Raw genomic sequence first — 12,779 nt, forward strand, 5'->3', positions numbered from 1 at the left:
TTGGCATTGACCTTCAGCCCTGCCTGTGCCAATGCTCACGCGCCATTCCAGCCGCCGTAGCCGGCTCGACCAGACGGTCCTGAACCAGCGTCTGGACGGGGCCGTTGCCTACGACCGCATCGCCGGTTACTTTCGCTCCAGCTTGTTCGAGGTGGCCGGGGAAGCCATCGCCAGTGTGGCGGGGCCGGTGCGCATCGTCTGCAACTCCGATCTCGATCCGCAAGACCTAATCACGGCGGCGGCGGCGCAAGCCGCGCTGCGCCGAAGCTGGTGTTCCGGCAAGCCAGAGGAAGCGCCACCCGCCGCACTGCCGCGTTACCGTGCCCTCTACGCAGCCCTGACCAGCAAGAAGGTTGAAGTGCGGGTGTTGCCCGATTCGGCGTTCGGCCTGATCCATGGCAAAGCCGGGGTCGTGCGGCGTGCTGACGGATCGGCGACGGCTTTCTTGGGCAGCGTCAACGAAAGTGCATCGGCTTGGAAGCTGAACTATGAGTTGCTGTGGGAAGACAGCGACCCGCAAACGATTGCGTGGGTGCAGGAGGAGTTCGATGCGCTGTGGAACGATGCCCGCGCCGTGGATCTCGCCTGTTGCCCGTTCATCGCGCAGGACGTACGGCGCATCATTGCACGGAAGGTCATCGAACCAGCGGACATCAAGGCTATCGCCGACCCCACCGGCGCCGCAGCCGCTGCTGCGGTGGAAACGCCGGTCTATCGTCGCGAACAAGGTCTCTGGCCGCACCAGAAGTATTTCGCCCACCTGGCCTTGGAACGGCACCGGCTAGGAGGTGCGCGTCTGGTTCTGGCCGATCAGGTCGGTCTGGGAAAAACCGTTCAGCTTGCGATGGCCGCGCTCCTGATGGCGCTCGACGAGCCTGACGGCGGCCCGATTCTGGTCCTTGCCCCCAAGCCGCTTCTTCAGCAGTGGCAGGATGAGTTGATGGAACTGCTCCTGCTGCCTTCGGCCCGCTGGAATGGCCGCGCCTGGGTTGACGAGAACGATCTGGAATACCCGTCTGAAGGGGCGAAGTCGCTCGGCAAATGCCCGCGTCGAATCGGTCTGGTTTCGCAGGGTCTGGTGGTGCGCGGTCTGCCGGAAGCGATCAATCAACTGCTCGGCCGGCGCTACACCTGTGTCATCGTCGATGAAGCCCACCGCGCTCGCCGCCGCAAGGTGCCGAAGGTAGACGCCGACGCCGATGAAGTCGACGAACGGGCCGACCCGAACAAGTTGATGGCGTTTCTGCGGCAGATCGGCCCGAAGACGAAAAGCATGCTGCTCGCCACCGCGACCCCGGTACAACTGCACCCGGTCGAGGCATGGGATCTGCTGCACGTTCTTTCCCACGGCAACGAGGGTGTGCTCGGCGGCTGGACGCATACCAGCCCCTGGTTTCAGCCGAGTCATTGCCTCGCCATCGCTACCGGCGATGCCGCAGTGCCAACGCGTGACGTGCGCGATGGCTGGCAATACGTTCGCGACCCGCTGCCGTCGCGGTTCGAAGATCCCGCATTCGACCGCATTCGCCGGAGCCTCGATGCCAGCGACACGCGCTGGCAATTCAGCCCCGAGAGTCTGGAAAAGCTGTCGCTCGCGATCCGCCGCGTCCAGCTTCAGAACCGCCTGCTCCCGCACTACGGCGAGAACTTCAATCCCTTGCTGCGCTGCATCGTGCGCCGAACCCGTGCCTATCTCGAAGCGACGATCAATCCGGCCACGGGCGCCTATCTCTTACCCAAGGTCGCGGTGAAGCTGTTTGGCGAGGAAGACCAGGGCGCTCTCGCTCTCGGTGGCTACCTGCGCGAAGCGTATCAGGAGGCGGAAGCGTTTTCGTTGCTCCTCCAGCAACGGGTCAAAGGGGCGGGTTTTTTCAAGACGCTGTTGTTGCGGCGCATGGGCAGCTCGATGGAAGCGGGGCGCCGCACCGTGAGCAAACTCCTTGGCGAAGAACCCGACACCCCCGATGACGAGGATGAAGATGATGCCGAAGAAGAAACGCCTGCTCAGGTTGGCCGACCACCTCAGGGCAGCAGCGATTTCAAGAACTTTACTGATGGGGAATTGAAATCGCTACGCCGCTGCCTCGACCTGCTGAAACAGGGCGGCAATAACGACCCGAAGTTGGAAGCACTGATCGGCTATCTTCGCGGTACCCATCCAGGTGTCACGCGTCGCTGGCTTGATCTCGGTTGCATCCTGTTCTCGCAGTATTACGACACGGTGCGCTGGATCGGCGATGAACTGGCAAGACGCGCCGAGTTTGCCGGGATGGAAATAGGGCTTTACGCGGGAAGCAACCGCTCAGGCGTCTGGCGCGAAGGCAGGTTCCAGCGCTGCGGGCGAGAAGTACTCAAGGCGCGTGTCAGGGCCGGAGAACTCAAGCTGCTGCTGGGAACGGATGCGGCTTCCGAGGGCTTGAATCTGCAACGACTCGGGACGCTGATCAATATCGACCTGCCGTGGAACCCGACGCGCCTGGAGCAGCGGAAGGGCCGTATCCAGCGCATCGGCCAGGCCCGTAGCGAAATCTGGATCGCCAATCTGCGTTACCGCGACTCCGTGGAAGACCGAGTGCATCAGGTGTTGGCCGACCGGCTGGAATCCATCCATCAACTCTTCGGCCAGATCCCTGACACATTGGAAGATGTGTGGGTCAAGATTGCGCTGGATGAGGAACAGGAAGCCCAGCAGCTTATCGATCGAGCCGCGGCTACCCGCAATCCGTTTGATGCGAAATACAGCAAGGTTGAGGATGCCGATTGGGAAAGCTGCTCTTTGGTTCTTGATCCTCAAGCGGTGAAGGAGCAGCTTTGTCGGGGGTGGTGATCTTGTGGTTACCATGATAACTTTACAAGATTCCCGCCACCATCGATGCGCAAACTGCGCTCGCTACCCCGACCACTCTACCGGAACTGCTGCTATCAAGTCTTTCAACATCAGATACGCCGGCTGGTTGCGCGCCAGTGTAACTTCCACGAGGTCTGCTCGTCGGATATGTCCTCGCCTTGCGTGGGCAAGCTGGTGAGCGAGCGTAAGTGGCAGAACAACAGATGCGCGCGATGTTCGCAGAGAGGTGAGGAATTGCTCAACACCTTCTTAGTTTTTTCGCCTAGCATGCTCTATCTTTTCACCTGCGAAAGCTTGTGCCATGCCATTGTCTGATGAGATCGAAACCCGACGACGCGCCATAAAGACTGATTCATATGCCATGTCGATCGGGGAGATCATGAATCTCTACAGTTCGAAAGAGCTGAATATTAATCCAAACTTCCAACGAATGTTCCGCTGGAAGCCTGAGCAGAAAACGCGCTTTATCGAATCAATCCTACTTGGCATCCCCATACCCTCGATCTTCGTTTCTCAGGGTGAAGATGGTGTTTGGGATCTCATCGACGGACTCCAGCGGCTGTCCACAGTCTTCGAGTTCGCGGGTATGTTGGTAGGTCTTGACAAACAGAATGCTCCACCGTCCAGACTCACGAAGGCGAAGTACCTACCGTCCCTAGAGAACAAAGTTTGGCAGAACGTCGACGATGAGAAAGATCCAGATAGCCTAACGCTTCGGCAGCGCATCGACATCAAGCGCGCCAAGATAGACATCAACATCATCATGCGCGAGAGCGACAGCGCCGCTAAGTATGATTTGTTCGAGAGGATAAATACAGGTGGCAGCAGACTATCGGAGCAAGAGGTTCGGAACTGCCTCCTGATCATGGCTAACGTCAAGTTTTTCAATGCCTTTGAAAAATTTGCCGAAAACCCTGACTTCGAAGAATGCATCGCTATCACGGACCGCGCGAAGGAGGAGCGTTACGACTTGGAACTCGTAGCACGCTTTATCACCCTTCGTACGGCCGACATGCAAGTGGTACGGAGTCAGATGTTTGACGTGGGCAACTTCCTCTCTGAGTCACTCGTCGAGATCGCCACAAGTACAATGGATCTCGCGCAGGAGCGCGAGGTGTTCGACCGTACCTTCAAGCTCATCAATGCGGCATTGGGAGCGAACGCCTTCCGCAGATACGATGCAGTTAAGGGTCGATTCCTGGGCATGTCGCAGGTCTCCGCTTTCGAGGCCATTGCTATCGGTCTCGGGCACAATATTTCTGCGTGGAACCCTGACGATCCCAATGAATATATCGAGTTTAAGCAACGCGTCGAAAGTATGTGGGAGAAGCAGGAGTTCAAGAACAAGCAGGGATCTGGAGTGCGCGGCACGGACCGCATCGTGAACATCATCCCGTTCGCTCGAACCCATTTCCAGCGATGACCAAGTATGTGACTGCGGAGCAGTGTCTGGACGCCATCCAGTCAGACAGCGCATGGCGAAAGAAAGAGATTTCTTCATTCAAGCAACGAGTGGCAGGATCCGATGGTGAGGCGCGCGCGATTATGATGCGCGCGGGGATCTTGATCCTGTATGCGCATTGGGAAGGGTTTGTAAAGTTTTCCTCAGAAACCTACATTACCCACATTAACGAAAGAATCGCTCGCTTTAACGCTCCCCTGAACGAGCACTACCAGACACTGCGCATGTGGCGCTGCATTCAGCGCAAAGGGGATTATCCTCACTCGAAAACGCCGGTGGGCTTTCTAGACGTGATGCAAGCCTGGAAAAGCAGGCCGGACAAGAAACTTTCGGATGATATGATCGACGCAGAGTCAAATCTGAATTCTATCGTGCTCAGAAAGATTCTCCGCATTATCGACATTCCCTTTGGCGACTTTGAGTCGAAGCAGAATCTGATTGACGAGAAACTGCTCGGGCGCCGGAATCCCATCGCGCACGGCGAGAAAATGGTAATTAATTTTGACGAATACAACGAAGCCGACCGAGAAGTTCGCATGCTTCTCGAAACCTTCCAGCAGAAAATCGAGGGTTGCATCCAGAATAGTTCTTTCGTAGAAAAGTAAGGCCCCGCGACACAGGGAAGGACCGAAGGAACTGCCCAAGGCTGGCGTATTGAGCGAGAAGGGCCAGAATAGAGACATCTACCGTAATTTCATGTCAAGGAAATATCCAAGGCAGGAAAAGGTCATATGGGTCGTCTCTATTAGGCAATGAATTGCTCTTTTATGATGTACCCATTGGGATTTCGAGCGTCAAGCATTTCTTTAGCCAGCTATCCGAACCGACGGCAGGATTATCTCACCATCCCAAACACCGTCCGCTGCCCCGCCCACTCCACCGGAAACGGCGCCATCAGATCCTTCAAGGTCAGGGATGCCGGCTGCTTGCCCGCCAGGATCGCTTCCACGATGTCCGGTGCCAGCAGCGCCAGCCGCACCACACGGCTGACGAACGACGCACCGATCTTCTCCGCCCTAGCGATCTCTTCCAGGCACCCGTAGGTCCCGTTCTCCAGCAACTTCTGCCACCGAAAAGCCCGAGCAATCGCCTTGATCATCGTGTTGTCGATGGTCGCCATCGGCGCCGGGCTGCCCTCGATTGCCACTGAGCACCGCGCGCAGGTGCTACCCTTGTGGAAACCTTGCTATGCCCGACTCCCTGCGAGGAAAGCGCGACATCCTAAAATAGGATGCGGCGCGCAAGAAAGGGAGGGAGTGGAACCGAGCGACCCGCGTTCGGGCGGACCTTCCCGGAGCCCTTGAGGTAAGTCGTTGATTAATTGAAAGAAATCCGAAAATCGGCAAAAATGTAGGCATGTAAATAGAATAATAGTGCTTGACAAACAATTGGATAAGTGCTTTTATTGTCGGCATGTACATCGCCCGCGTCCCCAACCGCAAATCCAGGCCGGCCATCCTGCTTCGCGAGTCCTATCGCGAGGGCGGCAAAGTCTGCACACGAACCATCGCCAATCTGACGAACTGGGCACCGGAACGAGTCGTGGCCATGGAACGTCTGGTGAAGGGCGAATTCGACGACTGGTCGGGAGAGATGACCAGCGGCGAGATTTTTGGGGTGCTGTTGGCCCTCAAGCAGTTGGCCGACCAAGTGGGCATCACGCGGGTGCTGGGTAGCGCTGCGGAAAGCAAGCTCAACCTGTTCCTGATTCTCGCGCGTATCGCGCATGGGGGGTCGCGGTTGTCGGCGGTACGCTGGGCGAAACAGCACACGGTGGCCGATGTGTTGGGGGTGGAGGGCTTTGATGAGGACGACCTCTATGCCGCGCTGGACTGGCTGGCGAGCCAGCAGGAGCGCATCGAGCGAGAACTGTACCAGGCCTACGTCAAGGAGCAGGGCCAACCACCGGTCCTGGTGCTGTACGACGTGACCTCCAGCTATTTCGAAGGGGAATGCAACGAGCTGGGGCAATACGGCTACAACCGCGACGGCAAGCGCGGCAAGCAGCAAATTGTCATCGGTTTGTTGACCGCCGAGGACGGCGAGCCTCTCGCGGTGCGCGTCTTCGAAGGCAACACCGCGGACCCGACGACGGTGGCCAGCCAGATCACGATCCTGAAGGAGCAGTTCGGGATTGCCGAGGTGGTGATGGTGGGCGATCGGGGAATGATCAAGGCCAAGGGGAAGGCCGCGCTGTCGGCGGAGGGCTTCCGTTATATCACGGCCTTGACTGACGCTCAGATACGCACCTTCCTCAAGGAGGGCGTGTTGCAGACGGATCTGTTCGATACCCATCTGTGCGAGGTGGAGCACGACGACAAGCGCCTGATCGTGCGCCGGAACGAAACCGTGCGGGTGCGCGAGAGGCGGCGGCGAGAGGACAAGTTGGCGCAGTTGCAAGCGAAGATCGCCGAACGTAACGCCTTCGTCAAGAACTCCAGGCGCGCCAGCGCGGCGGCAGGCCTGGCCACCTTGCAGCGCTGGGCCAAGAGCCACAAGCTCAGCGCGTTTGTCACCCTGACGCTGAAAGAACGCGCCATTGTCTGTACCCTCGACGAGGAGGCCAAAGCGCAAGACGCCCTGCTCGACGGCTGCTATCTGCTGGAAACCGATGTGCCGCTGACCTTGATGGACGCGAAGACGGTCGATGCGCGTTATCGCGATCTGCAAAAAGTCGAGCGCAACTTCCGTACCGTGAAAACCACCTTCCTGGAGATTCGCCCGATCTTCCTGCGCAAGGCCGAGCGGACCAAGGCGCATGTCTTCGTGGCGATGCTCGCCTTGAAGATCACGCGGCGGTTTGAAGCCGATCTGCACCGGACCTTCGGCAGCACCGAAGACGACCCCGCAGCCATCACTCCGGACGACGCCCTGGTGGCGCTCGGACGATTGACCTATCTCTACAGCACCGACCGCAACGGTCAGCGTCACCCTCACCTGCCACGCCCGGACGAACAACAGGCCAAAATCCTCGAGGCCATCGGCCTGTCCTTCCCGCTCAAGCCAAAAGCCGACAAGCGTGCCGTGTAGGCAGACGCCGCTTTTGCAGCATTGGCTATTTTTTTAACAAAAACAGATAGTTCTAGCATAACTGCGCTTGCTGGCTGGGGGAAGATCCGTCGGGGGGCACGATGGCGCCGACCAAACCGAATTGTTTAGGTCTTTTAGGTCCGGCATATGGGGTATTGGAAAAAATACAGGCCCTCGAATGAGCCTGAAGGGCTTGACCTGCACCTGTGCCCCGAGTCCATGAACCTGCGCGGCTTCGATGACCAGGGCGGCGGCTGCCTGACTGCGGGATGGAGCGACTGACGACCAAGGCGGTGCTGTCGTACCTGAACGTCGGCGCTCCCCTATTCCGCAGGCCGGCGGCGGGGGCCACTGAAACAGTCGGCGAGGCGTCCGGCGATGGTTGCAGGCAGGTATCCACTGACGGGTGTTGCCGGCGGTGCAAACCCGCACAAATTTGGCGGCAGAAATGCTCAGTTTGCATGGCAGTAAGCGCGATACTGCCGCACTTACTGCCACGCATCAGCATATCGCCCCTACGCCGCGTAAAGGGTGCGCTACGCCAGGCTGCATAAGGCCGCAGCCTGCCCTTGACCCGGCTACGGGACGCCGCTTCCGTGCAGCGCAAAAGCAATTCTTGCGCCTGGGAAAAGTTCGACGCCAGAATTCCACGTTTTTTGACCGCCACCGACAACGGGCCATGGTCGCGGACGGCGCGATGGTGTCCGTCACTGCCGCGCTTTCCGGGCCGATGTTTTCCAGCCTACGGGGCCGGAGTGAGCCGGGGGTATGGGGATCAGCCGGTCAGCTTGATCGTTCGCTGTGGCGCGTTCCTGTGGCCTTGTTGGGGGCATCCGGGCCGCTGCACAGGGCAAGGGTATCGGAATATAGGATGAAATAGGATGCCATTTGGGACAACCCCTCGATGGGCGAGGATGGTGAGGTTTTGGCTAGGGCGCGGGCAGGCGATAGCAACGTTTCAGCAAGGGTGCGGGGGTTACCGCGTAACCGGCAACACGACCAGACCGACCCGGCACCGCGCCGGGTTTTTCTTTGGCGACGTTGAAGCGGATTGCCCGTATTTGGCTACATGGTGGCTACATGAAGGCCAGACAACAAAAAGGCCACCCTAAAGAGTGGCCTAAGTGCTTGATTTCTTGGTGGAGACAGGCGGGATCGAACCGCCGACCTTCTGATTGCGAACCAGACGCTCTCCCAGCTGAGCTATGCCCCCCAAACCGCATGGATTCTACGCGTCGTGCGTTCACGCGTCAATCCCGAGGGTCGGGCGCATGTCTGCCCGCCGCTCGAAAGGCCTGGGCTACTTCTTCGCCTTGGCGTGCGCCGGTACGACAGAGACGGCAACGGCTTCGGCAAAAACGCCCTCGACCTGGTCACCCTTCTTGATCAGCTTGAGTTGCTCGAGGTCGTTGATCTTCAAACGAACGATCCTCGTTGCACCACGCAAGGTGATGGTCTGATGCTTGAGGTCAACCTGCTGCACATCAGCGACGAAGGTCACTTCTTTCACTTCGTAACCAGCAGGCTTTTCACCCTTCGCTGCGGAGCCCGTCTCCGAGCTGTCGATCCGCTCGCGAAGTGCGCCGCCGCCCTTCTTGAGCGTCATCACCAGTCCCTGGGTATAGGTGACGACGAGATTGTCGCCGACCTTGATCTGGTCGAAATTCTTGACTTTGTCGCTGGCAACGACCTTCGTCGTCTCGCCCTTGGCATTCCTGAGGACCACGCTACGCGTCGCCTTGTCGATCGAGTCGACCACCAGGGTGCCCCGGGCTTGGATCATGCCGGCAAACTTGCCGGGGGCGACTGCGGTCAGGCCTTCGCTCATCGGGGCTTGTTGTGCCGATGCGGCAAGTGGCAAGAGGACAAGCGCTGCGGTTGCAAGCGCGATACGAATACGCATGGGTAACTCCGATCTAGAGGGTTTTGGCTACAGGATGTGGATTGACGGCGAGGAAGAAAAGGCATTGGTCATGGCCGAGTGTTCCTCGGTTGCTGCGGGGAGACTTTACTCGCTTTTGGCAGAAACCCTCGCCTTGAAGGTTGCTCCGGCGGCAAACTTTGGCACGGTCGTCTCGGGGATCTGGATTTTTTCGCCGGTTTTCGGATTCTTTCCTTCGCGGGACGCGCGTGCGCTGGCCTTGAAGGAGCCGAACCCGACCAGGGTCACGGTTTCACCCTGAGCCACACGGTCAACGATCGTCTCGATGACTGCGTCCAGTGCTTTTGCCGAGGCGGCCTTGGAGAGTTCGCTGCGGGCGGCGATCGCGTCGATCATTTCAGACTTGTTCATGGTAGCTCCTATGGTGGTTGAAGGCCTTCCTCGATCTGAATTCGGGCATTTCGAGGGCGTATAGGGAAAGGGGCGATGATGCCTGTAAAAAGCTGGATTCTGTCATGGATTTCCTCGTCGCCAAACAACTTTTTGCCCTTGGTGGGCTTCGCGTACCCAGCCTGGTCGCCATCCAGGGGTGTTCAGCCGTCGGGGCCGGTTTTCTCCCGCGGCGAGAGGACGGCAGCCTGTGCTCCGCCCTGGCGTGCCAGCAGAGGAGCCAGGAAGCGTCCGCTGTGACTTTCCGCCACTTCCGCGATTCGTTCCGGGGTTCCGGCGGCCAGGATGCGGCCGCCGCCAGCGCCACCCTCGGGCCCAAGGTCCAGCAGCCAGTCAGCCGTCTTGATGACGTCAAGATTGTGTTCGATCACCACCACGGTATTGCCGTGGTCGGCGAGACGGTGCAGTACGGTGAGCAGCATCTCGATATCCTGGAAATGCAGTCCGGTCGTCGGCTCGTCGAGGATGTACAGTGTTCTGCCGGTGTCGCGTTTCGACAGTTCGAGTGCCAGCTTGACGCGCTGTGCTTCGCCACCCGAGAGGGTGGTCGCCGCCTGGCCAAGTGTGATGTAGCTTAGGCCCACGTCCACCAGTGTCTGCAGCTTGCGCGCCACGACCGGCACGGGGTCGAAGAATTGACGTGCGAGCTCGACGGTCATCTGCAGAATCTCGTGAATGTTCTTGCTCTTGTACTGGACTTCGAGAGTCTCCCGGTTGTAACGCTTGCCGTGGCAAACGTCGCAGGGTACGTAGATATCGGGCAGAAAGTGCATCTCGACCTTGATCACGCCGTCGCCCTGGCAGGCCTCGCAGCGACCCCCCTTGACGTTGAACGAGAAGCGGCCGGGGCCGTAGCCGCGTGAGCGGGATTCGGGAACGCCCGAGAACAATTCACGGATCGGCGTCAGCAGCCCGGTGTAAGTGGCCGGATTGGAGCGCGGCGTGCGGCCGATCGGGCTCTGGTCGACGTTGATCACCTTGTCGAAGTGATCGAGGCCGACGATCCGGTCGTGCTCGGCGGCCTCGGCGCTTGCCCCGTAGAGGTGCCTGGCCGCCGCCGTATAGAGCGTGTCGTTGATCAGCGTTGACTTGCCCGATCCGGAAACGCCGGTGACGCAGGTCAACAGCCCGAGCGGGATGTCGACCGAGACGTTCCTCAGGTTATTGCCGCGCGCGCCCATGATCCGCAGCCATCGTTCGGGGCTCGGCTGGCGTCTCTCGCTGCGCATGCCGATGCGCCGGCGGCCGGCCAGGTAGTCGCCGGTCAGCGAAGCGGGGTTGTCGATGATCGCCTCGCAGGTGCCCTCGGCGACGATGAAGCCGCCGTGAACGCCGGCGCCGGGGCCGATGTCGACCACGTAATCGGCGCTGCGTATGGCTTCCTCGTCGTGTTCGACGACGATCACGGTATTGCCGATGTCGCGCAGTTGTTTCAGCGTCTGCAGCAGCCGCTCGTTGTCGCGCTGATGCAGACCGATAGACGGCTCGTCGAGCACGTACATGACGCCGGTCAGCCCCGAGCCGATCTGCGAGGCCAGACGGATGCGCTGCGCCTCGCCGCCGGACAGCGTTTCCGCCGAGCGGTCGAGTGACAGGTAGTCGAGGCCGACGTTGATCAGGAACTGCAGGCGGCTGACGATTTCCTTGAGCACCTTCTCGGCGACCTGCGCCTTGTTGCCGGGGAGTCGCAGCGCGAGAAAATAATCGCGTGCTTCGGCGAGTGGCTGACGACTGATTTCGTGCAGCGTGCGCGCCTCTGCACGCGTGCCGACGCGCACATTGCGTGCCTCTTCGCGCAGGCGACTGCCGTGGCAGGACGGGCAGGTCTTGTTGCTGATCAGACGGGCCAGTTCCTCGCGAACGGCGTTCGAGTCGGTTTCCTTGTAGCGACGTTCGAGATTGACGACGATGCCTTCGAAAGCATGCTGGCGAACGGTAGCCCGGCCACGTTCGTTGGCATAGCTGAAGGCTAGCTCCTCGCGCCCGGAACCGTAGAGGACGATGTGCCGGACGCTGTCCGGGAGTTCGCTGAATGGGGTGTCAAGTGCGAAGCCGTAGTGCGCTGCCAGCGAGCAAAGCATTTGAAAGTAGAAGGGGTTGCGCCGGTCCCAGCCGCGGATCGCGCCGGCAGCCAGCGAAAGCTCCGGCCGCGCGACGATGCGCTTCGGGTCGAAGAACTGGATCACGCCGAGACCGTCGCATTTCTGGCAGGCACCCATCGGACTGTTGAAGGAAAAAATCCGCGGCTCCAGCTCCTGTATCGAGTACGAGCATACCGGGCAGGCAAACCTGGCGGAAAAGAAATGCTCGCGCTCGCTGTCCATTTCGCAGGCGATGGCGCGCCCGTCGGCGTGGCGCAGCGCCGTTTCGAACGATTCGGCGAGGCGTTGGCGCAGGTCTTCGCGCACTTTCAGCCGGTCAACGACGACGTCGATGGTGTGCTTGTGCGTCTTGGCAAGCTTCGGCAGAGCGTCGATCTCATGGACCTGGCCGTCGACCCGCAATCTGGCAAAACCCTGCGCCCGAAGTTCGGCAAAGAGGTCGATCTGCTCGCCCTTGCGGTTGGCGACCACGGGCGCCAGAATCATCAGCCGGGTGCCTTCCGGCAGCGCCAGGACATGATCGACCATCTGCGAAACCGTCTGCGCTTCAAGTGCCTGTTGGTGTTCAGGGCAGTACGGTGTGCCTGCGCGCGCGAAAAGCAGGCGCAGGTAATCGTGGATTTCGGTGACCGTACCGACGGTCGACCGCGGGTTGTGGCTGGTCGCCTTCTGCTCAATGGAAATGGCTGGTGACAGCCCCTCGATCAAATCGACGTCAGGCTTCTCCATGCGCTGCAGGAACTGCCGGGCGTAGGCGGACAAGGACTCGACATAGCGGCGCTGCCCCTCGGCGTACAGCGTGTCGAAGGCGAGTGAAGACTTGCCGGAACCTGAAAGGCCGGTGATCACGATCAGCCGGTTGCGCGGCAGGTCGAGATCGATGTTCTTCAGATTGTGCGTGCGCGCACCGCGGATGCGTATGGTTCGTATCTCTTCCATTGGCTGCAGGCCAGGGGGCCTTGGGCAAACCTGCTAATATACGCAATTCCGCAGTCCGCTACCAAA

Annotated in this window: 8 protein-coding genes and 1 tRNA gene; 4 read left to right on the forward strand and 5 right to left on the reverse strand. The window is 59.8% G+C overall.

Going from position 1 to position 12,779, the window contains the following annotated elements:
- The first annotated feature begins 31 nt into the window (after positions 1 to 31).
- The 3 genes from ACCAA_RS20245 to ACCAA_RS20255 all read left to right on the forward strand — a co-directional run bounded on the left by ACCAA_RS20245 (position 32) and on the right by ACCAA_RS20255 (position 4,915).
- Positions 32 to 2,827, forward strand: coding sequence for a phospholipase D-like domain-containing anti-phage protein (locus tag ACCAA_RS20245; RefSeq protein ID WP_186409056.1), 2,796 nt, complete (start codon positions 32 to 34; stop codon positions 2,825 to 2,827).
- Positions 2,828 to 3,227: 400 nt separating this feature from the next.
- On the forward strand, positions 3,228 to 4,271 hold the full coding sequence (locus ACCAA_RS20250) for a DUF262 domain-containing protein (protein WP_186409057.1): 1,044 nt from the start codon (positions 3,228 to 3,230) through the stop codon (positions 4,269 to 4,271).
- Positions 4,268 to 4,915 carry an MAE_28990/MAE_18760 family HEPN-like nuclease gene (locus tag ACCAA_RS20255; protein WP_186409058.1) on the forward strand — a complete coding sequence of 216 codons (648 nt, stop codon included), beginning with the start codon at positions 4,268 to 4,270 and terminating at the stop codon, positions 4,913 to 4,915. Before ACCAA_RS20250 ends, ACCAA_RS20255 begins: the two co-directional genes overlap by 4 nt.
- Positions 4,916 to 5,145: 230 nt before the next feature.
- Here ACCAA_RS20255 and ACCAA_RS20260 read toward each other — a convergent pair whose 3' ends face one another.
- Positions 5,146 to 5,430 (reverse strand): hypothetical protein, encoded by a 285-nt coding sequence (locus ACCAA_RS20260; protein ID WP_245754704.1) that lies wholly within the window; start codon positions 5,428 to 5,430, stop codon positions 5,146 to 5,148.
- Positions 5,431 to 5,723: 293 nt separating this feature from the next.
- On the opposite strand from ACCAA_RS20260, the gene ACCAA_RS20265 reads away from it, so the two are divergent.
- The gene (locus ACCAA_RS20265; RefSeq protein WP_425394508.1) at positions 5,724 to 7,340 is read left to right on the forward strand and encodes an IS1634 family transposase; all 1,617 of its coding nucleotides are present in this window, start codon (positions 5,724 to 5,726) and stop codon (positions 7,338 to 7,340) included.
- Between the two features lie 1,137 nt (positions 7,341 to 8,477).
- On the opposite strand, the gene ACCAA_RS20270 is transcribed toward ACCAA_RS20265, so the two are convergent.
- The 4 genes from ACCAA_RS20270 to uvrA form a co-directional block, all read right to left on the reverse strand.
- Positions 8,478 to 8,553: transfer RNA gene (locus ACCAA_RS20270), tRNA-Ala, on the reverse strand.
- An 87-nt stretch (positions 8,554 to 8,640) separates the two neighbouring features.
- Positions 8,641 to 9,243 (reverse strand): hypothetical protein, encoded by a 603-nt coding sequence (locus ACCAA_RS20275; RefSeq protein ID WP_186409060.1) that lies wholly within the window; start codon positions 9,241 to 9,243, stop codon positions 8,641 to 8,643.
- 105 nt (positions 9,244 to 9,348) lie between these two features.
- Positions 9,349 to 9,645, reverse strand: coding sequence for an HU family DNA-binding protein (locus tag ACCAA_RS20280; RefSeq protein ID WP_281193224.1), 297 nt, complete (start codon positions 9,643 to 9,645; stop codon positions 9,349 to 9,351).
- Between the two features lie 170 nt (positions 9,646 to 9,815).
- Positions 9,816 to 12,704, reverse strand: a complete 2,889-nt coding sequence (uvrA, locus tag ACCAA_RS20285) for an excinuclease ABC subunit UvrA (RefSeq protein WP_425394509.1) — start codon at positions 12,702 to 12,704, stop codon at positions 9,816 to 9,818.
- Positions 12,705 to 12,779 lie beyond the last annotated feature (75 nt).

The organism is Candidatus Accumulibacter aalborgensis, from assembly GCF_900089955.1.
Lineage (GTDB): Bacteria > Pseudomonadota > Gammaproteobacteria > Burkholderiales > Rhodocyclaceae > Accumulibacter > Accumulibacter aalborgensis.

Excerpts from the sequence above, each read along its gene's own strand:
- ACCAA_RS20245 (WP_186409056.1), top strand. The coding sequence starts at position 32 with ATGCTCACGCGCCATTCCAGCCGCCGTAGCCGGCTCGACCAGACGGTC.
- ACCAA_RS20250 (WP_186409057.1), top strand. The coding sequence starts at position 3,228 with ATGAATCTCTACAGTTCGAAAGAGCTGAATATTAATCCAAACTTCCAA.
- ACCAA_RS20255 (WP_186409058.1), top strand. The coding sequence starts at position 4,268 with ATGACCAAGTATGTGACTGCGGAGCAGTGTCTGGACGCCATCCAGTCA.
- ACCAA_RS20260 (WP_245754704.1), bottom strand. The coding sequence starts at position 5,430 with ATGGCGACCATCGACAACACGATGATCAAGGCGATTGCTCGGGCTTTT.
- ACCAA_RS20265 (WP_425394508.1), top strand. The coding sequence starts at position 5,724 with ATGTACATCGCCCGCGTCCCCAACCGCAAATCCAGGCCGGCCATCCTG.
- ACCAA_RS20275 (WP_186409060.1), bottom strand. The coding sequence starts at position 9,243 with ATGCGTATTCGTATCGCGCTTGCAACCGCAGCGCTTGTCCTCTTGCCA.